Source organism: Arthrobacter sp. 05N429 (assembly GCF_056397045.1).
Window position 1 is genome coordinate 537,760 of record NZ_JBFTMQ010000001.1, and the last position, 22,220, is coordinate 559,979.

The 22,220-nt window shown below is 68.8% G+C and carries 24 protein-coding genes and 1 riboswitch; of the genes, 17 read left to right on the top strand and 7 right to left on the bottom strand.

Translation table 11 applies throughout. The features are described from left to right. Positions 1-45: 45 nt before the first annotated feature. Positions 46-1,527 (bottom strand): RNB domain-containing ribonuclease, encoded by a 1,482-nt coding sequence (locus tag AC1DF4_RS02615; RefSeq protein ID WP_476911408.1) that lies wholly within the window; start codon positions 1,525-1,527, stop codon positions 46-48. A gap of 41 nt (positions 1,528-1,568) precedes the next feature. Between AC1DF4_RS02615 and AC1DF4_RS02620 the strand changes: the two genes are divergently transcribed. Beyond that, positions 1,569-2,255, top strand: coding sequence for a ferritin-like fold-containing protein (locus tag AC1DF4_RS02620; RefSeq protein ID WP_476911409.1), 687 nt, complete (start codon positions 1,569-1,571; stop codon positions 2,253-2,255). A 23-nt stretch (positions 2,256-2,278) separates the two neighbouring features. Here the strand turns inward: AC1DF4_RS02620 and AC1DF4_RS02625 are convergent, their stop codons facing one another. Further along, positions 2,279-3,004, bottom strand: coding sequence for a thiamine phosphate synthase (locus tag AC1DF4_RS02625; protein WP_476911410.1), 726 nt, complete (start codon positions 3,002-3,004; stop codon positions 2,279-2,281). 26 nt (positions 3,005-3,030) lie between these two features. Continuing rightward, a riboswitch (TPP riboswitch) is annotated at positions 3,031-3,162 on the top strand. Here AC1DF4_RS02625 and thiO point away from each other — a divergent pair. From thiO to AC1DF4_RS02645, 4 genes are all read left to right on the top strand, one after another. Next, positions 3,156-4,550, top strand: coding sequence for a glycine oxidase ThiO (gene thiO, locus AC1DF4_RS02630; RefSeq protein WP_476911411.1), 1,395 nt, complete (start codon positions 3,156-3,158; stop codon positions 4,548-4,550). Its footprint overlaps the riboswitch before it by 7 nt. Beyond that, the gene (gene thiS / locus AC1DF4_RS02635) at positions 4,547-4,783 is read left to right on the top strand and encodes a sulfur carrier protein ThiS (RefSeq protein ID WP_476911412.1); all 237 of its coding nucleotides are present in this window, start codon (positions 4,547-4,549) and stop codon (positions 4,781-4,783) included. The genes thiO and thiS overlap by 4 nt, the downstream gene beginning before the upstream one ends. Further along, positions 4,780-5,607 (top strand): thiazole synthase, encoded by an 828-nt coding sequence (locus tag AC1DF4_RS02640; protein ID WP_476911413.1) that lies wholly within the window; start codon positions 4,780-4,782, stop codon positions 5,605-5,607. The genes thiS and AC1DF4_RS02640 overlap by 4 nt, the downstream gene beginning before the upstream one ends. 28 nt (positions 5,608-5,635) lie before the next feature. Beyond that, entirely contained in the window at positions 5,636-5,965 is a 330-nt protein-coding gene (locus AC1DF4_RS02645; protein ID WP_476911414.1) for a 4a-hydroxytetrahydrobiopterin dehydratase, read from the top strand. Between the two features lie 115 nt (positions 5,966-6,080). Here the strand turns inward: AC1DF4_RS02645 and AC1DF4_RS02650 are convergent, their stop codons facing one another. The 3 genes from AC1DF4_RS02650 to AC1DF4_RS02660 form a co-directional block, all read right to left on the bottom strand. Then, positions 6,081-6,383, bottom strand: a complete 303-nt coding sequence (locus AC1DF4_RS02650; protein ID WP_476864077.1) for a hypothetical protein — start codon at positions 6,381-6,383, stop codon at positions 6,081-6,083. Positions 6,384-6,434: 51 nt separating this feature from the next. Then, positions 6,435-6,659, bottom strand: a complete 225-nt coding sequence (locus AC1DF4_RS02655; RefSeq protein ID WP_224047113.1) for a DUF3107 domain-containing protein — start codon at positions 6,657-6,659, stop codon at positions 6,435-6,437. 61 nt (positions 6,660-6,720) lie between these two features. Continuing rightward, entirely contained in the window at positions 6,721-7,386 is a 666-nt protein-coding gene (locus AC1DF4_RS02660; RefSeq protein ID WP_441404498.1) for a TetR/AcrR family transcriptional regulator, read from the bottom strand. Between the two features lie 84 nt (positions 7,387-7,470). Here AC1DF4_RS02660 and moeB point away from each other — a divergent pair, with 84 nt between their 5' ends. The 5 genes from moeB (at position 7,471) to AC1DF4_RS02685 (ending at position 12,798) form a co-directional block, all read left to right on the top strand. Further along, the gene (gene moeB / locus AC1DF4_RS02665; RefSeq protein WP_476911415.1) at positions 7,471-8,682 is read left to right on the top strand and encodes a molybdopterin-synthase adenylyltransferase MoeB; all 1,212 of its coding nucleotides are present in this window, start codon (positions 7,471-7,473) and stop codon (positions 8,680-8,682) included. Positions 8,683-9,091: 409 nt separating this feature from the next. Then, positions 9,092-10,462, top strand: a complete 1,371-nt coding sequence (locus AC1DF4_RS02670) for a chloride channel protein (RefSeq protein ID WP_476911416.1) — start codon at positions 9,092-9,094, stop codon at positions 10,460-10,462. 80 nt (positions 10,463-10,542) lie between these two features. After that, on the top strand, positions 10,543-11,148 hold the full coding sequence (locus AC1DF4_RS02675; RefSeq protein WP_476911417.1) for a hypothetical protein: 606 nt from the start codon (positions 10,543-10,545) through the stop codon (positions 11,146-11,148). 29 nt (positions 11,149-11,177) lie between these two features. Next, positions 11,178-12,557: a glutamate decarboxylase gene (gene gad, locus AC1DF4_RS02680; RefSeq protein WP_476911418.1), complete on the top strand. Its 1,380-nt coding sequence runs from the start codon at positions 11,178-11,180 to the stop codon at positions 12,555-12,557. A gap of 46 nt (positions 12,558-12,603) precedes the next feature. After that, positions 12,604-12,798: a helix-hairpin-helix domain-containing protein gene (locus AC1DF4_RS02685; RefSeq protein WP_476911419.1), complete on the top strand. Its 195-nt coding sequence runs from the start codon at positions 12,604-12,606 to the stop codon at positions 12,796-12,798. A gap of 71 nt (positions 12,799-12,869) precedes the next feature. Here AC1DF4_RS02685 and map read toward each other — a convergent pair whose 3' ends face one another. Next, complete coding sequence (map, locus tag AC1DF4_RS02690) at positions 12,870-13,640, bottom strand: type I methionyl aminopeptidase (RefSeq protein ID WP_476911620.1); 771 nt, start codon at positions 13,638-13,640, stop codon at positions 12,870-12,872. A gap of 52 nt (positions 13,641-13,692) precedes the next feature. On the opposite strand from map, the gene AC1DF4_RS02695 reads away from it, so the two are divergent. Beyond that, the gene (locus AC1DF4_RS02695; RefSeq protein WP_476911420.1) at positions 13,693-13,965 is read left to right on the top strand and encodes a helix-turn-helix domain-containing protein; all 273 of its coding nucleotides are present in this window, start codon (positions 13,693-13,695) and stop codon (positions 13,963-13,965) included. Between the two features lie 64 nt (positions 13,966-14,029). Here the strand turns inward: AC1DF4_RS02695 and AC1DF4_RS02700 are convergent, their stop codons facing one another. Continuing rightward, entirely contained in the window at positions 14,030-15,376 is a 1,347-nt protein-coding gene (locus AC1DF4_RS02700; RefSeq protein ID WP_476911421.1) for a glutamyl-tRNA reductase, read from the bottom strand. Between the two features lie 170 nt (positions 15,377-15,546). Between AC1DF4_RS02700 and hemE the strand changes: the two genes are divergently transcribed. The 6 genes from hemE to hemC all read left to right on the top strand — a co-directional run bounded on the left by hemE (position 15,547) and on the right by hemC (position 22,156). Next, complete coding sequence (gene hemE, locus AC1DF4_RS02705; protein WP_476911422.1) at positions 15,547-16,644, top strand: uroporphyrinogen decarboxylase; 1,098 nt, start codon at positions 15,547-15,549, stop codon at positions 16,642-16,644. Between the two features lie 4 nt (positions 16,645-16,648). Further along, entirely contained in the window at positions 16,649-18,133 is a 1,485-nt protein-coding gene (gene hemG, locus AC1DF4_RS02710) for a protoporphyrinogen oxidase (protein WP_476911423.1), read from the top strand. Positions 18,134-18,274: 141 nt separating this feature from the next. Then, positions 18,275-19,000 carry a hypothetical protein gene (locus tag AC1DF4_RS02715; RefSeq protein WP_476911424.1) on the top strand — a complete coding sequence of 242 codons (726 nt, stop codon included), beginning with the start codon at positions 18,275-18,277 and terminating at the stop codon, positions 18,998-19,000. Positions 19,001-19,134: 134 nt separating this feature from the next. Further along, positions 19,135-19,848 carry a hydrogen peroxide-dependent heme synthase gene (gene hemQ / locus AC1DF4_RS02720; RefSeq protein WP_441404514.1) on the top strand — a complete coding sequence of 238 codons (714 nt, stop codon included), beginning with the start codon at positions 19,135-19,137 and terminating at the stop codon, positions 19,846-19,848. Further along, positions 19,845-21,161, top strand: coding sequence for a ferrochelatase (locus AC1DF4_RS02725; RefSeq protein WP_476911425.1), 1,317 nt, complete (start codon positions 19,845-19,847; stop codon positions 21,159-21,161). Before hemQ ends, AC1DF4_RS02725 begins: the two co-directional genes overlap by 4 nt. Continuing rightward, positions 21,158-22,156, top strand: a complete 999-nt coding sequence (hemC, locus tag AC1DF4_RS02730) for a hydroxymethylbilane synthase (RefSeq protein WP_476911426.1) — start codon at positions 21,158-21,160, stop codon at positions 22,154-22,156. The genes AC1DF4_RS02725 and hemC overlap by 4 nt, the downstream gene beginning before the upstream one ends. Positions 22,157-22,220 lie beyond the last annotated feature (64 nt).

Consider the following 22,220-nt stretch of genomic DNA (forward strand, 5'->3'; position numbering starts at 1 on the left):
GTGCGGTGTCATCAAAGATGGGCGCGCGGACACCACGCCGATTGCTCAGCCCACCAGCGCCAGCCGGACCTCGCGGGTGGCAATGTCGGCGGAAACAATCCGCACCCGGACGTGCGTGCCGGGTTCCAGTTCGCCGGGGCAGCGGGCCGTGACCGCAGGCTCCGCGATCTGCACGATCCCGGAGGGACCGTTTCCGTTGCCGCCCCCGTTGCCGTTCCCGTTCTTTCCGTTCCTGGCGGGTTTGGAACCAGAGATCACGACGGCGTCGAACTCCTGGCCGACGTGGTTGACCAGCAGTGCCGCCTCGACGGTGTCGAGGGAGAGCCGCTCCAGCCGGGCGGCCAGTTGGTCCGAGGCGGCCATGATCGCGGGCAGGGACGGCAGGGCTTCGCGGGCCCAGGCCGGGACCACCGCGCCGTTGCTGAGTGCCTCGCAGATCACCAGGACAAAACGGTCGATCAGCCGGCGCAACGGGGCAGTGGAGTGGGCGTAGGCGGCCCCGATCGCGGCCTGGATGGCGGCGTCGGGAACCGTTCCGTCGAACGGGGTGTACCCGGCGCCGCGGAACAGCATGCCGGCCGAGTGCACGATCGCCAGCTGCTGCGGGTCCGTCGGATCCAGGGTGCGCAGATATTCGCCGTAGCTCATTTCGCCGTCCCAGGGCTTGCCCAGGGCGCGGGTCTGGCGGTGGAAGTGCGCCAGCGAGGCGGCATCCGGGGCCGGCATGGTGCGCAGGATCCCGACTTTGCCCTGCAGCATGATCCCCGCGGCGGCCATCCCCGTCATCAGGGAAATCTGGGCGTTCCAGTCCTCCACGGGCAGCGGCGGGGCGGCGACAATCCGGTAGCCGCCGTCGGGCAGTTGCTCGATTTCCTGTTCCGGCATGTTGAGGCTGGCGCCGCCGCGGAGCCGTTCCAGCTCCACCCGCTTCATTCCGACTTCCTTGAGCAGCTGCAGTACGGGCGCGGCGGTGCCGGCGTCGAGCTCGGCCTGCACGCCCGGGTAACTGAGCTTGGCCCGGCTGCGGACGGCGGCCCGACGGACCCGCACCGTGGACACTTCAGCGGCGGCGTCCAGCTCGAATTCCCACACAAACGCGGCGCACAGCTGGCCGGCCAGCAGGCTTCCCGCCTCCTCGCTGATGACTTCCGGGTGCAGCGGGATCCGGCCATCCGGGGTGTAAAAGGTCTGGCCGCGGCGGCGGGTCTCGGCGTCGAGCGCACCGCCGGGGGCAACAAACGAGGGGACGTCGGCGATCGCGTAGAACACCGTGTAGCCCTCGCCGGAGCGGTCGATGAACAGGGCCTGGTCAAGATCGGTGGACGACGCCGGATCGATGGTCACGAACTCGATGTGCGTGAAATCCAGGTCCGGCAGCTCGTGGCGCGCGACTGCCTCCTTGGCCTCCCGGAGCGCGTCCTCGGGAAAGGGGCCGGGCAGTTCAAGCGTTGCCCGCAGCGCGCTGAGCGCCTCGGCCAGTTGGTTCTCTTGCCGGTGGACGCTCGGGGTCAGGCGGTGATGGGACACGAAAATCAGATTAGCTTCATTTGCGCCATTAGTCTTGGATCATGAGCACATCCCCGGCTGATCCCGCCCGATACAACAGCTTTCTGAGGGATCTGCTCGGCGTGATGGCCTACGGCGAGCTCTCCGCCTTCGAACGGCTCTCCTCCGACGCACGGTATTCACCGTCCCTGCATGACCGCGCGGTGCTGGGCAGGATCGCCGTGATCGAGTTCCAGCACTACGAACTCGTGAGCGCCAAGCTCGATGCCATGGGCCTGGACCCGGAGGCGGCCATGCTCCCGTTCCAGCCATCCGTGGACCACTTCCACGAACGAACCCGCCCGGCGGACTGGTACGAATCCCTCATGAAGGCGTACGTGATCGATACCGTCTCCGCCGATTTCTACCGCGCGATTTCACGCTACGTCGACGCCGGGACCCGGGACCTGGTGGAGCAGATCCAGGCCGATGAAGAGGCCACGGCGGTGCTGCGGGAACGGCTCAAGTCCGCCCTGGCCGATGACCCGCGGCTGGCGTCACGGCTGGCACTGTGGGCCAGGCGGCTCCTCGGGGAAGCCCTGACCCAGGCCCAGCGGGTGAGCTTCGAGCACGCGTTCATCGGAGGCCTGGCCGGCGCGGATGAGGACGGGTCCACGGACGACGGGTCCAGGGAACTTGTCCGCGGGCTCATGGCGGAACTGGCAGCCAACCACTCACGCCGGATGACGGCGCTCGGTCTGGCCGGTTGAGCCTGGCCGGCTGAGCTGCGCGCTCAGTTGCCGGCGGCGTCGAGTGCGGCGAGCAGGGCCCGGGCGGCGCCGGCGGGATCGTCGGCTTCGGTGATGGCCCGGACCACCACGATCCTGCGGGCGCCGGCTTCCACCACCTGTTCCACATTTCCGAGGTCGATGCCGCCGATCGCGAACCACGGCACCGTGCTCTCCTCAGTCTTCCCCTCGGTTGTCTTCCCCTCGGTTGTCTTCCCCTCCGGGGCTTCGGCCCGGCGGCCCGCGTCCGCCGCATAGCGCACCAGATCAAGTCCGACGGCGGCGCGGCCGGGCTTCGTGGGAGTGGCCCACACCGGCCCGACGCAGAAGTAGTCCAGGCCGTCGCGGCCGGCTGAGGACACAAGGGCCGCGTCCACCTGCTCCGGGCTGTGCGTGGACAACCCGATCACGGTGTCCTTGCCCAGGAACTTTCTGGCGGCGCCGGTGGAGATGTCCTTCTGCCCGATATGGAATACCGGAGCCCCGGAGAGCGAGGCGAGGTCCGCCCGGTCGTTGACAGCCCAGAGGCGGTTATGGCGGCGGGCTGCCTGGTGCAGGACCTCCAGCAGTTCCAGTTCCTCGGCCGCCTCCAGCGACTTGTCGCGCAGCTGGATGATGTCGACGCCGCCGGCAAAGGCCTCGTCCACGAAGTCCGCAAAGTCGCCGCGGCCCTGCCGGGCATCGGTGCAAAGGTATAGGCGGGCGGTGGTGTGGACGGCATCCTGGCTCATGCCTCCAGCCTAGTTCCTCTAAACTGGGCCAATACCGCGGGAGCCCGCCGCCGTCGACGCCACCAGCGTCCGGCGCCGGCAGGCTGAGAGGGCGTCAGAGCCGACCGCTTGACCTGATCCGGTTAGTACCGGCGTAGGGAAGGAATCCTTCATGGGCACCACATCCGTCCGCGGCACGGCCGCGGGTACTGACGCCGCGGCGCCTGCGGCCGCCGCTGATGACACCGAAGCCGGGAAATGTTATGACGTTGCCGTGATCGGCGGCGGCGTCGTGGGCCACGGAATCGCCTGGGCGGCGAGACGCTCGGGCCGGACGGTCGCCCTTATCGACGACGCCCCGGGCAGCGGCGCCAGCTGGGCCGCCGCCGGCATGCTCGCCCCCGTAAGTGAGCTGCACTACCAGGAGGAACCGCTCCTGGAGCTCATGCTCGAGTCCGCACGCCTCTGGCCGGCATTTGCCGCCGGGCTGGACGACGGGGGTGACGGGCCGGATACCTGCGCCGCCGCCGGTGCCGCCAGCAGCACGGGGTACCTCACGACGCCGACCCTCGCCGTGGGCGCCGACGCCGCCGACCGCCGGGCGCTCGCGGCCCTGCGCACCGTCCAGCAGGCGTCCGGCCTGGCCGTCGAGCCGCTGACCGTACGGGAGGCGCGCACCCGCGAACCCCTGCTGAGCCCCGGCATCTCCTGCGCCTTCGACATTCCCGCCGACCACCAGGTGGACCCCCGCCGACTGCTCGCCCGGATCGGGGAACTCCTGGCCGCGGACAGCCACTGCGACACCATCGGGCGTCGAGCTGCCGGGCTGTTCTGGCAGGACGGGCGCGTGGCGGGGGCCACCCTCGCCGGCGGCGGCACGGTCCGGGCACGGGAAACCATCGTCGCCAACGGCCTCGGCGCCGCCGCGCTCCACGGCCTGCCCGCCGGACTCCGGCTGCCCCTGCGGCCGGTCCACGGCGATATTCTCCGGCTCCGGGTGCCGGAGAAGCTGCGGCCGCTGCTGACGTCCACCGTGCGGGGACTGGTCCGCGGGGTGCCGGTCTACATCGTTCCCCGGCAGGACGGCACAGTGGTGATCGGGGCCACGCAGCGGGAGGATGCCCTCGGCGAAAACGGCCACGCACCGGACGGCGCCACGCCCGGCTCCGCAGTGTCCGCCGGGGGCGTCTACCAGCTGCTGCGCGACGCCCAGCAGCTGGTCCCCGCCGTCGCCGAACTGGAACTGCTCGAGGCCACCGCCAGGGCCCGGCCCGGGACCCCGGACAACTCGCCCCTGCTGGGCCGGGTGGCGGAACCGGGAGGCCCGGGGGACATTGCGGGGCTGATTATCGCCACCGGCTTCTTCCGGCACGGGATTCTCCTCACGCCCGCCGCCGCGGAGATCTGCCGGCAGCTGCTCGACGGCGCCGGGGACCCCCGCTGGTCCCGGTTCCGGCCGGACAGGTTCGCCGCCGGTACCGGGCCCGCCGGCCCGGCCTCATCCCGACAGCAGAACATGACCACCCGGGCCACCAATCCCAACCCTGAGCACAAGGAATCGGTATGAACATCACATTGAACGGAACCTGGCACACGCTTCCGGACGGCGCCTCGGTGGGCACCCTCGTCAGCGCGGTCACCGGCCGGCCGCTGGCCCCGAACGGCCAGTCTGCGGACGGCGGGAAACTCGGGGTCGCCGTCGCCCGCAACGCGGAGGTGGTTCCCCGCAGCCAGTGGCACGGCACCGCGCTCGCCGACGGCGACGACGTCGAGCTGGTTACGGCGGTGCAGGGAGGATGAGCAGCGTGGAAAACACCACACTGGCAGCGGCACCGGGGGCGTCAACGGCTGGCGCGGATCCGTTTGAGGTGGATGGCGTGCAGCTGGGGTCGCGGCTGATCATGGGCACCGGCGGGGCGCCAAGCCTGGACGGTCTGGGGGCTGCGCTGCTGGCGTCCGGTACCGAGCTCACCACCGTCGCCATGCGCCGCTACTCGCCTGCGGAGGCGGGTTCGCTGTTTCAGCTGCTGCTGGACCACAACATCCGGGTGCTGCCCAACACCGCCGGCTGCTTCACCGCCAGGGACGCCGTGCTGACCGCCGAACTGGCCCGCGAAGCCCTCGAAACGGACTGGGTGAAGCTGGAAGTCATCGCGGACGAGCACACCCTGCTGCCGGACGCCGTCGAACTCGTCGAGGCCACCGAGCAGCTCGTGGGCCGGGGGTTCAAAGTCTTCGCCTACACCAACGACGACCCCGTGCTTGCCCTGCGGCTGGAAAACCTTGGCGCCGCCGCGGTGATGCCGCTGGGCGCGCCGATCGGCACCGGCCTGGGCATCCTGAATCCGCACAATATCGAACTCATCGTCTCGCGTGCCTCCGTGCCCGTGGTCCTCGACGCCGGCATCGGCACGGCTTCCGACGCCGCCCTCGCAATGGAGCTTGGCTGCGACGCCGTGCTGCTGGCCACGGCCGTGACCCGGGCGCAGAATCCGGTGTTGATGGGGGAGGCCTTCAAGCACGCGGTGATCGCCGGTAGGCTGGCCAAAAGGGCCGGCAGGATCCCGCGCCGGGAGCATGCGTTGGCGTCCTCGGCCGTGGAGGGACGGGCCGAATTCCTGTAGGCCCGTCGGCACAGCAAAGGAGCCTGCCATGGCAGCCACAGAGGACGTCCTCAACGAGGGCCAGGTCGACGCGGCCTTGGCGGGGCTGCCGGACTGGAGGCACCGGCTCGGCGGTCTCGTCACCGTCTACAAAGCGCCGACGGCGGCCGCGGCGCTGGAACTGATCGCCGCCGTCGGACGCCTGGCCGAAGAACAGAACCACCACCCCGACCTGGACTGGCGCTACCGCAGGGTCTTCCTGCGATACAGCTCCCACGACGCCGGGGACAAAGTCACGCGGCGGGACGTCGCCGCCGCAACGGCCGCCGGCGCGGCCGCCGCCCGGCTAAGCGCTGTCGCGGAACCTCCGCCGCAGTAGGTCCGGGGCGGGTCCCGGGCCGGCGGAAACAGCGGCGATCGGGGCCTTAACGAACCGTGACCACGCACCCGGGCGGGCGGTGGTCACGGATGCAGGGCTGCTGCCCGGCGAACGGCTAGTAGCGCAGGATGGCGGTGAGCCGGGCGGTGTCGCGGCCGGTGCGCGTCTTGCCGAGGTAGAGCACGGCCGCCACGGCGGCGGCAGCGCCCAGGACCATGGGCAGTATCCACGGAATCCAGGTCAGCCCGGGCTGGTAGCCCAGCCCGGCGGCGATGAAGATGATCCAGCTCAACATCCCGGCGGTGAGCGATACCCCTGCCGGGACCGCGATGCCGTACTTCGCGTGCCGCTTGTCATTGGCCCAGACCACAAAGCCCGCGGCCACGGTTACCAGGGCAACCACAATCAGGGAAAGCATGTTTGGACTCCTAGCGGATCTGGGAACTGGGTGGGCAGCGGCCGGTAATGCTTAGAGCGCGCCGAAACCGACGCGGCGTACTTCCTCGGCGCCGATTTCAACATAGCCCAGGACATTCGCGGGAATGATGATCTGGCGGCCCTTTTCGTCCGTCAGCCGCAGCTCCGTGCCCTTTGCGATGGCCTCGCCGACCACCTTGGCCACGGCGTCGGCATCCTGGGCCGATTCCAGGACAATCTCGCGGCCGATGTTCTGAATGCCGATCTTTACTTCCACAGCAAGGCCTCCCAGCCAATCAAAGTCCAAAAAAAATCAAAGCGTCATCTCTATTTGTAGTCTAGGTTTCCTTGGGGAAGCGTGAGATTCCGCGCCAAGCTAAACGGTAGATCAGGTCGCTGGCCACATCGAGGTCAAGATTGCCGTCGGTTTCCAGCCAGTACCGGGCGCTGACGTGCGCCAGTCCGGCGAGTCCGCGGCCCAGCAACTGGGACTCCAGTTCGGGCAGCTTCGTGTCCTCGGCGATGACCCGGGCGACGGCGTCGGCGAACGTCTTGTTGAACGTTTCAAGCCGGGCGCTGACGTCGGGGTCGTTGACGAGATCGGACTCGAAAACCAGGCGGTGGGCCTGGTCGTCGCTGGCGATGAAGCGGAAGTAGGCACGCATGACGGCCTGGACGCGCTCATCGTTGTCGGTGGTGGAGTTCAGGGCCCCCAGCAGCAGCTCGGTCAGCTTGCTCAGCTGGCTGTCCAGCAGCGCGATATACAGCTCGCGTTTGGACGGGAAGTGCTGGTACAGCACGGGCTTGCTGACGTGGGCGGTCTCGGCGATCTCATCCATCGCGGCGCCGTGATACCCGTTGGCGACGAACACTTCCTGGGCCGCCGCGAGCAGCTGTGCCCGGCGTTCATCGCGGGGCAGCCGTGCCGACCGCTGTCCGCCTCGTGCCGGTGCCTCCGGCGACTTACCTGCGTGACCCCGCTCAACCGGTGCCTGATGAACCACTGTCGGCCTTCTTTCGCTTGCTGTTACTTCCACTTTACGTGTCAGTAATATGACCTGGCGGCAACTTCGGGCATAGATTGAAGTATGGCTTCCAAGTTCACCTCCAATGCAGCCCCCGCAACCCCGGAAACGGCGCCCGGACCGCTGGTGGAGCCGGCGGACGGCTTGAGCACGGAAGAAGTCGAACGTTACTCCCGCCACCTCATCATTCCGGAAATCGGGGCGATCGGGCAGCGCCGCCTGAAAAACGCCAAGGTCCTCGTGATCGGCGCCGGCGGCCTCGGCTCTCCCGCGCTGCTTTACCTGGCCGCTGCCGGCGTGGGCACCCTGGGCATCGTCGACGACGACACCGTGGACCTGAGCAACCTCCAGCGCCAGGTGATCCACGGCGTCGCCGATGTGGGCCGGCCCAAGATCGAGTCCGCCCGGGACGCCATCGCCGCGCTGAACCCGCTGGTGGAGGTACGCCTCCACAATGTCCGCCTCGACGCCTCAAACGCGCTGGAACTGTTCGCCGGCTACGACCTCATCCTCGACGGCGCCGACAACTTTGCCACCCGGTATCTCGTGAACGACGCCGCAGCGATCCTCGGCAAGCCCTACATCTGGGGTTCGATCTTCCGTTTCGACGGGCAGGTCAGCGTCTTCTGGGAACAGCACGGCCCCACCTACCGCGATCTGTACCCGGAGGCGCCGCCGGCAGGGTCCGTGCCGTCCTGCGGGGAAGGCGGCGTGTTCGGGATGCTGTGCGCTGCCGTCGGCTCGCTCATGGTGACGGAGGCCGTGAAGCTGATCACCGGCGTCGGGCGCTCACTGCTGGGCCGGGTGGCGCTCTTCGACGCCCTCGGCGGGACCTGGCGCGAAATCAAGGTCTCCCGCGATCCCGAGGCGGAGCGGATCACGGAACTGACCGACTATGAGGCGTTCTGCGGCATCGCCCCCGCCGCGGATGCTGGCACCGAACATACCGTGACGGCGGCGCAGCTGGCCACGATGCTGGCCTCCCGCACGGCCGGGCTCAAGGATTTCCACCTCGTCGATGTGCGCGAGACCGGGGAATTCGAGATCGTCCGGATCGACGGGGCGGTGCTGATCCCGCAGGGCCGGATCCTGGCCGGGGAGGCGTGGCACGAGCTTCCGCAGGACCGGGACATTGTGTTCCTCTGCAAGGGCGGGACCCGGTCCGCGGCCGTCCTCGCCGCCGCCCGGACTGCCGGCTATGAGCGCGTCAGCCACCTCGACGGCGGAATCCTGGCCTGGGTGCGGGACGTTGAGCCCGGGAAACCGGTCTACTGACGCAGCGCGCGTGGGAGCGGCGGGAATTAGTTGATGGCCTCCAGGCCGAGCCGCTTGAGTTCCTCACGATGGTTCCGCATGTTCTGAAGCACCTCGGGGGAGCGTCTGCACCTCTTTCACCCGCGTTGGGTGATGACTGCCCCCACTGGAACCGCTAGCTTGGCGAACATGTGATTGACCAGCCTCTGTCGCCTGTGAGTCCTCACTAAAAGCTCCCGCAGTCCGGCGGACGGCCAGCGGAAGGAGAAGGGATGCCCAACTGCAACCACGGTCGCGCCGACCCCGTTCCCGCGGCGCCTCCGTTTGCTGGGAGCCGTCTTTCGGGCGGACGCGGGCTAATGTCGCCCCGCTCTGGAAGTAAGACATTCGGGGTGGCCCGAATCGTCACAGCCGCGCCGGGTTGCCGGTAATGAGTGAGCCCGCCGCGTCGCCGCCCAGCTTCGATCCGGCTGTCGTGATTCGTTCCAGGCCGTACATCGCTGCGCTACTGCTGGCAGCGGTCTTGGGCGTTCCCATCTCGGCTGTTGCGTACGGCTTTCTCGCTTTGGTCGCGGCGGTCCAGCGCTACATCTTCGACGGGCTGCCGAATCAAGTCCTCGGGGGTCCTGCTCCTGCGTGGTGGCCGGTTCCGTGGTTGGTGCTGTGTGGGCTGTTGACGGCGTTGACCATCCGGTACCTCCCGGGAACCGGGGGCCACTCACCTGCTTTCGGATTCAAGACGGGCGGCGGTCCGCCCACCGGTCGGGAGCTCGTGGGCATCTTTCTCGCGGCGCTGGCGACGCTCAGCCTGGGTGCGGTGCTCGGACCCGAGGCGCCGCTGATCGCAATCGGTGGCGGCCTCGGGGCGTTGGCGGTGCGCCTGGTAAGGAAGGACGCTCCGCCGATGGCCCTGACGATCATGGCGTCGGCAGGCAGTTTCGCAGCGATCAGTACCCTGCTCGGGTCTCCTGTGCTCGGGGCATTCCTGATCATGGAGGCGGCCGGGATCGGGGGAATGACTCTGAGCCTGATGGCCCTGCCCGGCCTGCTCGCTTCCGGCGTCGGGGCGCTGGTGTTCGTCGGCTTGGACGGCTGGACCGGGTTGGGCAGCTTCTCGCTGGCCCTGCCTGTGGTGCCGCCTGCGGAGCCGCCGACATTGGCTACGTTGGGCTGGGCGGTGGTCATGGGCGCGGTCGGTGCACTCTTGGGCTGGTTGATCCGCTGGGTCGGTCTGTCGCTTCGTCCGATTGTGCATCTGAACCGGGCGTTGGTGACGTCCGCGCTCGGCCTGCTGATCGGTCTTATCGCGATGGCATACCAGTTGATCTCCGGGCACAGCTTCACGCAGGTGTTGTTCTCGGGGCAGGACGCACTTCCGGAACTGGTCGAACACGCCGCGGACTACTCGCTTCCTGTCCTGATCCTGCTGATCTCTTGTAAGACCTTGGCCTACGGGCTCTCGCTGAGCGCATTTCGTGGTGGTCCCGTGTTCCCGTCGATGTTCATCGGTGCCGCGCTCGGTATTGCCGCGAGTGCGTTGCCCGGAATGAATCTCGCGGCAGCCATCGGCATGGGCATAGGAGCCATGTGCGCAGCCATGCTGCGGCTGCCGTTGACATCGACCCTGCTGGCCACGCTGCTGCTGGGGGTGGATGGTGTGGCCGTCACACCCCAGGTGGTGGTGGCTGTGGCGGTGGCCTTCGTGATCACCAATGTGCTCCCGGCCCCGGGCCCGACGGCGGCGGTGGCGCCCGCCGACGCCGGCAGCGTCCAACAGCGGGCTCCCCGGAGGGCAACGTGAGCGCGGGCCGTTCGACCGTACGGGACCGGTGGACCGCCTGGTTGTTCATTGTTGGTTCGAGTCTGTTCGCCTTGGGCGCGGTGCCGTTATACGCCGAGGCCGTGGGATTGCGCTGGTGCGGAGTCACCTTCTTCGTCGGTTCGCTATTCTTCACCTGTGCTGCGTTCCTGCAGTACCGCGAAGCCGTTGACGCGCTTCCGGCCGCGGGTGCCCGGCGACGCCGTTCGTTGTGGGTATGGGCTCCGCGGGATCTCGTCTGGCTCGCTGGTGCGATTCAACTTGCCGGCACGCTGTGGTTCAACTGGAGCACGGCGAACGCACTGCTGGTCAATCTCAGTGCGGCGCAGACCGAGCAGCGGGTGTGGCGACCCGACGCCTTCGGCTCAGTCGCCTTCCTCGTGTCCAGCGGTGTTGCGTTGCGGTATGCCGGCCTCGGGACCACTTCCGGCCGGCCCAGGCCCCGGGCATGGAAGATCGGCGTGATCAACGTGGCCGGCTCTGTTGCGTTCGGCATCTCGGCTGCCGCTGCCTTTGTCATACCGTCGAGCGGCAGTGTCTGGAACGCCGAACTGTCCAACCTCGGCACCCTCGTGGGAGCCCTGTGCTTCCTCGCCGGCGCGGTTCTGATGCTCAGTCCAGAATCCACCGACGCCTCGGTTCCCGCGGACCGGGGAACTCAGCCGTAACCCTTTCAATAGTCCTTAAAGGAGAAGTGATGTCACCAAATTTCCAGCCGGCTGATGCCGACGTGGCACTGTTCGGCAACCGATTCGTGACCCAGGAGGTTCCGAGCCGGGAGTTCCCGGAAACCGGCATTCCTGCCCAGGACGCTTTGCGGCTGGTGTCTGAGGACCTGGCGCTGGAGGGTGATCCGGCCCGGAACCTGGCGACCTTCGTGACGACATGGATGGAGCCGCAGGCCCAGCAGATCATCGCCGCGAACCTGCACCGCAATTTCATCGACCACGCCGAGTACCCCCGCACGGCCGAGATCGAGCAGCGCTGCATCCGGATGCTCGCCGACCTCTTCCACGCGCCCGGCGAGACAACGGGAGCCCGAACCCAGGGATCCTCCGAGGCGATCATGCTCGGTGGTCTGTCCCTGAAATGGAACTGGCGCAAGCGTCGCGAGGCCGCCGGCGCGTCGACGTCGAACCCGAACCTGGTGTTCGGCGGCGACGTGCATGTCGTGTGGGAGAAGTTCTGCCGCTACTTCGACGTCGAACCGCGGATCGTGCCGCTGCAGCCGGGGAAGTACACGATCGGCCCGGACGACGTGCGGGCCCATGTCGATGAGAACACCATCGGTGTCGCAGCCGTGCTGGGTACGACGTTCACCGGGCACAAGGACGACATCGCCGGTATCAACGACCTGCTGCTACAAATCAAACGTGAGCGGGGCCTTGATGTGCCGTTGCACGTGGACGGGGCAAGCGGAGGGTTCGTCTGGCCGTTCCTCTACCCGGACTCCGCGTGGGACTTCCGGCTCGAGCAGGTGCGCTCGATCAATGTCTCCGGGCACAAGTTCGGACTGGTCTATCCCGGCATCGGCTGGCTGATCTTCCGGGAGAAGGCCGACCTGGCCAAGGAGCTCGTCTTCGAGGAGAACTACCTCGGCAAGACCGACTCGACGTTCACCCTGAACTTCTCCACCGGCTCATCGATGGTTCTCGCCCAGTACTACAATTTCGTGCGCTATGGCCGCGCCGGTTACACCTACATCATGCGGAACATGCAGACCAACGCCCGCGTCCTCGCCGAGAAGCTGGAGGCCATGGGCCGGTTCGAGATCATCGGCCCTGACGAGGAGCAACTTCCCCTGGTCGCGTTCCGGCTGGCCGCCGACCCCGGGTATGACGAGTTCGACATTGCCTGGCAGCTCTCGGCCGAACGCGGCTGGATGGTGCCGGCCTACACCCTGCCGCACAATGCCCAGGACGTGACGATCATGCGGGCCCTGGTCAAGGAAACGATGAGCCGAGAGCACGTCGACACGCTCGCCCGGGACATCGAAGAGGCGTGCTCCACGCTGGCGAAGAAGGGCGGCGCACACGAATCCGAACGAAACAAGATCGTCACCGGACCCGGCCATTGACCCGTGCCACGGTGACACGTCGGCGAAGTCGACCTATGGTCGATGCATGACAACACCGCTGGACGCCCTCCCCAGGATCGGAGCGCCAGCCACGCGCGCTTTGAGCGGTGCCGGCTATCTGTCGCTCAGGGAGCTCACCGGCGTCCCGCGGTCCGAACTGGCCAAGTTGCATGGCGTCGGGCCCAAGGCCCTGCGAATGCTTGAGCAGGCGCTTGCAGAACACGGACTGGGGCTGAAATAGGGGCGAGGAAATCCCTCCACATTAAGGCCGCCCAGGCCTTCGCTTCGGGGGACCGGCCCGGTGTCAAAGTTTCAGGCCAGCTGAGTGAGGATGACGGGTCCGGATTCCGTGACGGCGATCGTGTGCTCGGAGTGCGCAGTCCGGCGGCCATTGGAACTGCGCAAAGTCCACCCGTCGGCAGCTGTGACGAGTTTGCTGGTGCCGTCCATGACCCAGGGTTCTATTGCCAACAGCAGGCCCGGGCGGAGCACGTAGCCGCGTCCGGGTTTGCCGGTGTTCGGTATATGCGGGTCCTGATGCATGGTGCTGCCAACGCCGTGTCCGCCAAATTCGGTGTTGACCCGGAAGCGGGCCGATTCGAGGACCGAGCCAATTGCGTGGGAGATATCGCCGATACGCGCCCCGGACTGCGCTGCCTGAATACCAGCCAGCAGTGCGTTCTCCGTGGTTTCAATCATGTGCCGGTCAACGGGCGCAGATGAATCCCCGACAACGAAGCTGATTGCCGAATCAGTGACCCAGCCGTCGACACTTGCCGCGAAATCAAGCGTCAGGAGATCCCCGTCCCCCAGGACGTAGTCATGGGGGAGTCCGTGGAGAACGGCATCGTTGACGGACGTGCAGATGACTTTTCCGAAAGGGCCGCGCCCAAATGACGGGGCGTAGTCGACGTAACACGAGCGGGCACCTGCGGCCCGGATCATCGAGGCTGCCCAATCGTTAATTTCCAGGAGATTGGTCCCGGGCTCGATTCTCGCCCGCAAGTCCGACAGGGTCTTCGCCACGAACTGGCCAGAGAGACGTGCCTCGTCAACTTCCCGGGGTGTGAGCAGTTCTATCAATGTTCCTCCAAACATGGGACCGGTATTATTATAACGGTACTATGCTTGGAAGATGGTTAGAGTCCCCCTGAGCCCAGAAGACGTCCGTGCCGGGAGGCTGCTCGGAGAGATGCTCCGTAATGCGCGGGGGGAACGGACCCTGGTCCAGGTAGCTCTTGGTGCGGGTATATCCCCTGAGACACTGAGGAAAATCGAGACGGGTCGGATCGCGACTCCGTCTTTTATGATCGTGGCTTCCCTCGCCGAGGAACTGGCCCTCTCCCTGGACGCCATCCAGGGAACGCTGCGAAGGACAGCGGGTGAGAAGCTCGACGTAGCTTCCTGAACGCACGTGCCGGGCCAAGCAGCCCCCGGGCCACAGTATTGCCGATAGGGGAGCGGCGCGCAGCCTAGGCCGAGTGCCGGCGGTCTTCATCCCCGGCGTCGGGGACAACCGCATCGTGGACGACGGGGCACTCGGCGCCGGCGGTCTTTGCGGCGGCCGGCTCGACCGTGATCCCGTACAGCGCCTCAAGGGCGGCGACGTAGTCTTCCTGCTGGCCGTTGGCGGCGAGCTCACGGGCCCGGACCGTGGGGACGTGCAGCAGCTGCTTGACCATCCGGCGGAGCGCGAATTCAACTTCTTCGGCCGCGGCGGTGCAGCCGTGGCGGGCCCGGACCTTTTCCATTTCCGTGTCGAGCACGTTCATGGTGTGCCGGCGCAAGGCGACGATCGCCGAGTCCACCGAGCGGGCCTCGCGCTCCTGCTCGAAGGCGCTGGCCGCACCGGCCACGATGCTGCTCGCCTGGGCCAGCGATTCGGACTGTTCCTGCGGGGCGGCAAGGCGGACCGATTCCAGCGTGAGCAGTTCGACACCGTCGAGACCGCCGACGGCGGGATCAAAGTCATGCGTGAGGGCGAGGTCGATGGCGATCAGCGGCTGGGGTGACGCCGCCCGCACTGTGGCCAGTTCCGCGGCCTCGACGCGGGTGTCCGCTCCGCTGCAGCCGATCATGACGTCGGCCGCGGCGACGGCGGCTGGAAGGGTTTCGCCGTCGAGCGCGGTCCCGCCGCGGGTGGCGACGAAGCCTGCCGCCCGGCCGGAGGAGGAGTAGACGGAAACGTCCGTGCAGCCGCGTTCGCGCAGCAGCGACATGGTGGCGCCGGCGTAGGCGCCGGTGCCGAAGACGACGACCTTCTTGGTGGACCAGTCAGGGTCCTCGGAGAGCTCGGTGGCGAGGTCCAGGGCTACCGAAACGACGGAGAGGCCGCGGGCGCCCAGGGCGGTCTGGGCTCCGACGTCCTTGGCGGTCTTCGACGCGGCCTGGAACAGCCGGACCAGGCCCGAGCTGGCCGTGCCTTCATGCTGGGCGGTAATCAGGGCCCGGCGCACCTGGCCGGCGATCTCGCGTTCACCGACGACGGCGGAGTCAAGACCGGAGCTGACCGAGAAGAGGTGCCGGGTCACGTCCGCTCCGGTGCGGGTGTTGAAGGACTGCGCGACGAGCTGTTCGTTGAGTCCGGTGGAGCCGCTGAGTTGGGCGATGAGGGCCGCGCGGGCGTCGTCGACGTCATCCGGGCGGTGGGCTTCGCCGTAGATCTCGAAGCGGTTGCAGGTGGCCAGGACAATGGCACCCGCCACGGCCGGCGACCCGGCAAGGGCGGATGTGGCGAGCTCTGAAGCGCCGGTGCTCAGTTGAGCAACGGTCTCGAGATCGATGTCGGCGTGGGTCGCCACCAGAGAAAAAAGAACCACAGCAGGACAATCATAGCTTTTTCGTACCCGTGTAGAACAACTGTCCGGCGTGGAACCGCACACGCCGGGGTGTGATTCCCGCCACCGCGCCGGGGTGGCCCGCGTGCGTGCCCGGGCCGGTGACAGGCTGTCGTTATCTTTTGGGGCTGATTTTCGGCACAATCGAAGTCATGACTCCTAGCACTGCGGCAACTCCCGAAATCTCCGGCCTCGACGCCGGGCACCCGCTGATGGACGGCCGCACTGCGGATTCCCCCCTGATTACGGCCTACCGCGGCGGCAAGCCCTCCCGCCGCCCGGTCTGGTTCATGCGCCAGGCCGGCCGTTCGCTGCCCGAATACCTCAAGGTGCGCGAGGGCGTCGCCATGCTGGATTCCTGCCTGCGCCCCGAGTTGGCTTCGGAAATCACCCTGCAGCCGGTCCGCCGCCACGACGTCGACGCCGCCATCTTCTTCTCCGACATCGTCATCCCGCTCAAGCTGGCCGGCGTCGGCGTGGACATCGTCCCCGGCGTCGGTCCCGTGCTGGACACGCCGGTCCGCACCGCCGCGGACGTCGCCGCCTTGCCCCAGCTGACCTGGGAAGCCCTGGAGCCGATCCGCGAAGCCGTCAAGCTCACCGTGGCCGAACTCGGCAACACCCCGCTGATCGGCTTCGCCGGCGCGCCGTTCACCCTGGCCGCCTACATGGTCGAGGGCAAGCCGTCCCGCGACCACCTCGGCCCGCGCACCATGATGCACGCCGATCCCGAAACCTGGACGGCCCTGGCCAACTGGGCCGCGGACGCCTCCGGCATGTTCCTCCGCGCCCAGCTGGAAGCCGGCGCCTCCGCCGGCCAGCTCTTCGACTCCTGGGCGGGCTCCCTTGGCCTGGCCGACTACCAGCGTTTTGTCGCTCCCGCTTCCGCCCGCGCCCTGGACCACGTCCGGGACCTTGGGGCGCCGCTGATCCACTTCGGCACCGGCACCTCGGAACTGCTCGTCGCCATGCGCGACGTCGGCGTCGACGTCGTCGGCGTGGACTACCGGCTGCCGCTCGACGAAGCCAACCGCCGGCTGGGCGGCACGGTGCCGCTGCAGGGCAACATCGACCCGGCCCTGCTGTCCGCGCCGTGGGAGGTGCTCGAAGCCCACGTCCGTGAAGTCATTGCCGCCGGCGCCTCGGCCCCCGGCCACGTGCTGAACCTCGGCCACGGGGTGCCGCCGGACACCGATCCCGCCGTGCTGACGCGCGTCGTCGAACTTATCCACTCCATCTCCCCGGAGTAAGGGCATGGAGGCAACGGGCGCGCCTGTGGGGACAGGGCAGACCGCAGTGGTGGTGGGCGGCGGAGTCTCCGGCCTGCTTGCCGCCCGGACGCTGGCCCGGGCCGGTGTCCGCACCACGGTCCTGGAGGCCTCCGGCGCGTGGGGCGGCTGTGTCGGCAGCCATACAGTGGCAGGCCTGACGCTGGACAGCGGCGCAGAATCTTTCGCCACCCGTTCCTCCGCAGTGGCGGACCTCGCCGCTGAGCTGGGCATTGGCGACGGCATCGTCGCACCGAATCCCGGCGGCGCCTGGGTCCAGCTGCCCGACGGCCCGCGCGAACTGCCCCGCACCGGCGTCCTCGGCATCCCGGCCAATCCCTGGGATCCGGAAGTCCGCCGCTCCCTTGGCCTCGCCGGTTCACTCCGGGCCTCGCTGGACAAGCTGCTGCCCGCCTCGCTGGGCACCACAGCCGAGGCCACCAGCGTCGCTGCACTGGTCCGCGCCCGGATGGGGCGGCGCGTCCTCGAACGGCTCGTGGCACCTGTCGTCGGCGGGGTCCACTCCGCGGACCCGGACGTACTCGACATCGACATGGTGGCACCCGGCCTGCGCGCCGGGATCAGGGACCATGGGTCCCTCGCCAGCGCCGTCGCCGCCCAACGCGGGGGAGGCCAACGCAGCGCAGACGGACGGGCCGGGGCCGCCGCGGCGTCGCCGGCGCCGGGGCTGCAGAAGGCCGGGTCCGCGGTTGCGGGACTGCGCGGCGGGATGCATACCCTCATCTCCGCGCTGATCGCCGACCTGCGCGGCCAGGGCGTGACGCTGCTCGGCGGCACCCGGGCAGACTCCGTCGAGCGGACTGCCGGCGGCTGGCGGCTCTCCTCCGGGGACTCGACCCACGACGCCGGGCTGCTGGTCGTCGCCGTGGAGGGTCCGGCCGCCGTCGGGCTGCTCTCCGGCGCCCTGCCGGACCTTGACCGGCTCCGCCCCGAGGCCGGACCCGACGTCAGCCTGGTCACACTCGTGGTGGACCTGCCCGCGCTCGACGCCAGGCCCCGCGGCACCGGGGTCCTGGTCGCGCCGCAGAGCCCGGGAATCCAGGCGAAGGCCCTCACCCACGCCACCGCCAAATGGGAGTGGCTCGCAGACCGGACCGGCCCCGGCACCCACGTTGTCCGGCTGTCCTACGGACGCGGCGACGCCCGGCACGGTGCCCAGGCGCGGCCAGAGCCCCGCACCGACGACGAGCTGTTCGCGGCTGCCTTGAGGGACACCTCCACCCTGCTGTCCGTTCCGGTCACCGCCGGGGACGTGGTGGACTGGGACGTCGTGCGCTGGGGCGGCGCCCTGCCGTTCGCCTCACTCGGCCACAAGGCCCGCGTCGCGGAAGTGCGCAGCATCTGCGCGGCGGACGGCACCCTGGCCGTCGTGGGCGGCTGGCTGTCCGGCAACGGACTCGCAGCGATCGTTGCCGATACCCCGAAACAGGTCCGGCAGCTGCTGTCCTGAGCGGCGCGGGCGCCCGGAATCCGGCCGGAAACTGCCCGGAAACTGCCCGCCGGAGCGGCATCGCTCCGGGCAGCGGATACCCGGAAAAAGGGGGAACGGCAAATTTTCCCCCGCGTCCTTTGGCGGCTAAGGTCGATGACCATGCTTACTCACAGGTCCAACGTCCAAAGAACGCCGGCCGGTCACCATGGGGGGCTTCGGCGCGGCACGGCAGCTGCAGCGCTCGCCGTGGTGCTGGCTCTGTCCGCGGGCGCGCCCGCCTCACACGCGGCCGCGGGCGTCAACGCCGCCGTTCCAGCCGCGACGGGCACGCTGTCCGTTGACCTCGATGGCCTGGTTGACGGACTGCTGGGTCCGTCGAAGACGCCCACCCCTTCGCCCTCGAGCCCCTCACCCCAGCCGACCGGCTCCGAGGAACCCGACGAGCCGGAGCCGAGCCGGACCCCGACGCCGTCCCCCACCCGCACGATCGCTCCGCAGCCAGTGGCGCCCCCGGCGCCGGGGACTCCGCAGCCCACCACCCCATCCGCGCCCGCGCCGGCCGTGCCCGCGGTTCCCGGGCCGGGCCCGGCAGCCGCATCGCGGGCCCCGGCCGGCGGCGCCCCGGCCGTGATCCTGGCCCCGGCGGAAGCCGCCCCGTCGCCGTCGACCAGCGTTCCGGCATCGCCGTCGGCCGCCGCCGCCTCCCCGACGGCTACTGGCGGCCCCGCAACGGCGTCGGCCAAGCCCCGGTCTGGCAGCACTTCCATGGAGGCTACGTCGACGCGCCAGGCCGCGGGGCCGTCTCCGTTGCTGGGCGCGGGTATCGGCCTCGTTGCGCTGTCCCTCATCGCCGGTGCTGTGGTCCTGCGGATGAGGCGCGTCTGACGGCGCTGACGCCCCCCTGCCCGGAGCACCGGATCCGGAGCGTGAAGCCCCATCGATGTGAAATAAAGCACTTCTACGCGCTGTAGAAGTGCTTCATTTCGACTTAGCTGAGGGGAAGGGGCAGACTGGTATCCATGAGCCACACTTCTGCCGAAACTGTCACTAAAACTGAATCAGCAAGCGAAGAAGCAGCCGAGCAGTTCTTCACGCTCTGGACGGTTTTCAAGCGCTCCGCCGACGTGCTCCGCAGCGGCGATGCTGCCGAAGAGTTCGACGCCCTCATTGCGCGGCTGGCCGAGGCAGGGGTGGTCCACCGCGGCAGCTATGACGTGTCGGCGATGCGCGCAGATGCGGACATCATGATCTGGCTGCACGGCCCCCAGCCCGAAGCCCTTCAGCGGGCCATCCGGGACATCCGCCGCAGCAAGCTTTTCACCGGCACCGAGATCGCCTGGTCCGCCATGGGCGTGCACCGCGAGGCCGAGTTCGCCAAGAACCACACCCCCGCCTTCTCCCGCGGCGTGGAGCCGGCCGAGTGGCTCTGCGTGTACCCCTTCGTCCGCTCCTACGAGTGGTACCTGCTGCCGGACGCCGAGCGCGGCGCAATGCTCCGCGACCACGGCATGCTGGGCCGTGACTTCCCCCAGGTCATCTCCAACACTGTGTCCTCCTTCGCCCTCGGCGACTGGGAATGGATCCTCGGCCTGGAAGCCCCCGACCTCGTGGACCTCGTGGACCTGATGCGCCACCTGCGCGCCACCGAAGCCCGCCACCACGTCCGCGAAGAGATCCCGTTCTACACCGGCCGCCGGGTGGGCGCCGCCGAGATCGCAGAGGTCCTGTCATGAGCCCGCTGGATCCGGCGGAAACTGCAGCTGGCGTCACGGCCGTGAACCCCGTCACCGAAGCCGGCCGGATGGCCCCCAAGGAGTACGACGCCGTGCTCCTCGCCTCCTTCGGCGGCCCCGAAGGCCAGGACGACGTCATTCCGTTCCTGCGCAACGTCACCCGCGGCCGCGGCATCCCGGACGAGCGGCTCGAGGAAGTCTCGCACCACTACCGCGCCAACGGCGGCATCAGCCCGATCAACCAGCAGAACCGGGACCTCAAGGCCGGCATCGAGGCCGAGCTCGACGCCCGCGCGATCGAACTGCCGGTGTTCTGGGGCAACCGCAACTGGGCCCCGTACATCCCGCAGACCCTCCAGGACATGTACGACGCCGGGCACCGCAAGGTCCTCATGGTCACCACGAGTGCCTACTCCTGTTACTCCAGCTGCCGCCAGTACCGCGAGGATATCGGCATCGCGCTGACCGAGTCCGGCCTTGACGGGAAGCTCGAAGTAGACAAGATCCGCCAGTACTTCGACCACCCCGGCTTCGTCGAACCGTTCATCGAGGGCACAGCCGCCGGCCTCTCCGACGTCCGGGCCAAGCTGGCCGCGGACGGCACCCCCGACGCGCCCGTGCACATCCTGTTTGCCACGCACTCGATCCCCACCCGCGACGCCGAGGCGGCGGGCCGCTCCGACGCAGAGCCGCGCCACTTCGCGGAAGACTCCGCGTACGTCGCGCAGCACCTCGCGACCGGCACCGAGGTCATCCGCCGGGTGGAAGCCGAGACCGGTGACACCGCCCCCTGGTCCCTCGTCTACCAGTCACGCTCCGGTGCCCCGCACGTGCCGTGGCTGGAACCCGACATCAACGACGCCATCGAGGAACTCGCCGGCCAGGGCGTCAAGGGCATCGTGATCGTGCCGCTCGGCTTCGTCAGCGACCACATGGAAGTTGTCTGGGACCTCGACACCGAAGCCTTGGAAACCTGCGCCAGGCTGGGCCTCGCCGCGAGCCGGGTCCCCACGCCCGGGACGCACCGCAAGTTCGTCGGCGGCATCGTGGACCTCATCTGCGAGCGGACCGCCGCCAACAACATCGCCGACCGGCCGCACCTGACCAATCTCGGCCCCTGGTACGACGTCTGCCGCCCCGGCTGCTGCGCCAACTTCCGCGGCGAAAAGCCGACCATCGCAGGAGCCGACACCACCACCGGAACCGGCCACGATCCCTACCCGGCGGCCTCCGCCGCGGCAGGCGCTTCCGCTCCGGCGGGCTCTTCCGCTCCGGCGGGCTCTTCCGCTCCGGCAGGCCGGAACGCATCATGACCGTCCGGATCGGAACCCGCGCCAGCAAACTGGCCCTCACGCAGACCCAGCAGACCGCTGACCAGCTCGCCGCCGTCGGCGGGTTCCCGGTCGAGCTGGTCCACATCCGCACCGACGGCGATGTCCTCAAGGGCTCGCTGTCCCAGATGGGCGGCACCGGCGTCTTCGTAGCGGCCCTGCGCGATGCGCTGCTGCAGGACGCATGCGACGTCGCCGTGCACTCGCTCAAGGACCTGCCCACGGGCCCGGCCCTCGGACTGACTCTCGCCGCCACGCCGAAACGCGTCGACGTCCGGGACGTGCTCTGCGCCCGCGACGGGCTCAAGCTCGCCGACCTGCCCGCCGGCGCCACCGTTGGCACAGGTTCCCCGCGACGCGCTGCCCAGCTGCGCGCCGCCCGCCCCGATCTGGACATCCGGGACATCCGCGGCAACGTGGACACCCGGCTCGGCCGCGTCCCCGGACTGCCCGGCAACACCACCGACGCCGTGGTGGAAGGCAAGAGCTGCGACCTCGACGCCGTCGTGCTCGCCGCTGCCGGGCTGCACCGGATCGGCCGGCTCGACGCGGTCAGCGAGTACCTCGAAACCGACGTCATGCTGCCCGCAGCAGGGCAGGGCTCCCTCGCGATCGAATGCCGCTCGGCCGATGCGCCGCGCAAGGCGGGATCCACCGAAGGATCGCAGGGGGTGCTGGCGCAGGCCCTCGCCGCCCTCGATGATCCCGACACCCGACTCGCCATCACCGCCGAGCGGGCGCTCCTGGCCCGGCTGGAAGCCGGCTGCGCCGCGCCGGTAGGTGCATACGCCTACCGCAAGGGCAGCCTCCTGCACCTCGAAGCCGTTGTTTGTGCCGTCGACGGAACAGCCTCCGTCCGGGACCAGAAGGCCACGGACGGACTGACCGAAGTTGGGGCAACCCTGCTCGGGATTGAGCTCGCCGAAGTCCTGCTGGCCCGCGGCGCCGCCGACATCGCGGACCTGGCCGCTTCCTGAACCGCGGAATCCATCAGGTCATGGGACGGCACAGCGCCCGAAACGACAGCGCCCGAAACGACAG

Excerpts from the sequence above, each read along its gene's own strand:
- hemE (WP_476911422.1), top strand. The coding sequence starts at position 15,547 with ATGACTCCTAGCACTGCGGCAACTCCCGAAATCTCCGGCCTCGACGCC.
- AC1DF4_RS02620 (WP_476911409.1), top strand. The coding sequence starts at position 1,569 with ATGAGCACATCCCCGGCTGATCCCGCCCGATACAACAGCTTTCTGAGG.
- AC1DF4_RS02640 (WP_476911413.1), top strand. The coding sequence starts at position 4,780 with ATGAGCAGCGTGGAAAACACCACACTGGCAGCGGCACCGGGGGCGTCA.
- AC1DF4_RS02685 (WP_476911419.1), top strand. The coding sequence starts at position 12,604 with ATGACAACACCGCTGGACGCCCTCCCCAGGATCGGAGCGCCAGCCACG.
- hemG (WP_476911423.1), top strand. The coding sequence starts at position 16,649 with ATGGAGGCAACGGGCGCGCCTGTGGGGACAGGGCAGACCGCAGTGGTG.
- AC1DF4_RS02625 (WP_476911410.1), bottom strand. The coding sequence starts at position 3,004 with ATGAGCCAGGATGCCGTCCACACCACCGCCCGCCTATACCTTTGCACC.
- thiO (WP_476911411.1), top strand. The coding sequence starts at position 3,156 with ATGGGCACCACATCCGTCCGCGGCACGGCCGCGGGTACTGACGCCGCG.
- AC1DF4_RS02650 (WP_476864077.1), bottom strand. The coding sequence starts at position 6,383 with ATGCTTTCCCTGATTGTGGTTGCCCTGGTAACCGTGGCCGCGGGCTTT.
- thiS (WP_476911412.1), top strand. The coding sequence starts at position 4,547 with ATGAACATCACATTGAACGGAACCTGGCACACGCTTCCGGACGGCGCC.
- AC1DF4_RS02715 (WP_476911424.1), top strand. The coding sequence starts at position 18,275 with ATGCTTACTCACAGGTCCAACGTCCAAAGAACGCCGGCCGGTCACCAT.
- hemC (WP_476911426.1), top strand. The coding sequence starts at position 21,158 with ATGACCGTCCGGATCGGAACCCGCGCCAGCAAACTGGCCCTCACGCAG.
- AC1DF4_RS02695 (WP_476911420.1), top strand. The coding sequence starts at position 13,693 with ATGGTTAGAGTCCCCCTGAGCCCAGAAGACGTCCGTGCCGGGAGGCTG.
- AC1DF4_RS02645 (WP_476911414.1), top strand. The coding sequence starts at position 5,636 with ATGGCAGCCACAGAGGACGTCCTCAACGAGGGCCAGGTCGACGCGGCC.
- moeB (WP_476911415.1), top strand. The coding sequence starts at position 7,471 with ATGGCTTCCAAGTTCACCTCCAATGCAGCCCCCGCAACCCCGGAAACG.
- hemQ (WP_441404514.1), top strand. The coding sequence starts at position 19,135 with ATGAGCCACACTTCTGCCGAAACTGTCACTAAAACTGAATCAGCAAGC.
- AC1DF4_RS02670 (WP_476911416.1), top strand. The coding sequence starts at position 9,092 with ATGAGTGAGCCCGCCGCGTCGCCGCCCAGCTTCGATCCGGCTGTCGTG.
- AC1DF4_RS02725 (WP_476911425.1), top strand. The coding sequence starts at position 19,845 with ATGAGCCCGCTGGATCCGGCGGAAACTGCAGCTGGCGTCACGGCCGTG.
- gad (WP_476911418.1), top strand. The coding sequence starts at position 11,178 with ATGTCACCAAATTTCCAGCCGGCTGATGCCGACGTGGCACTGTTCGGC.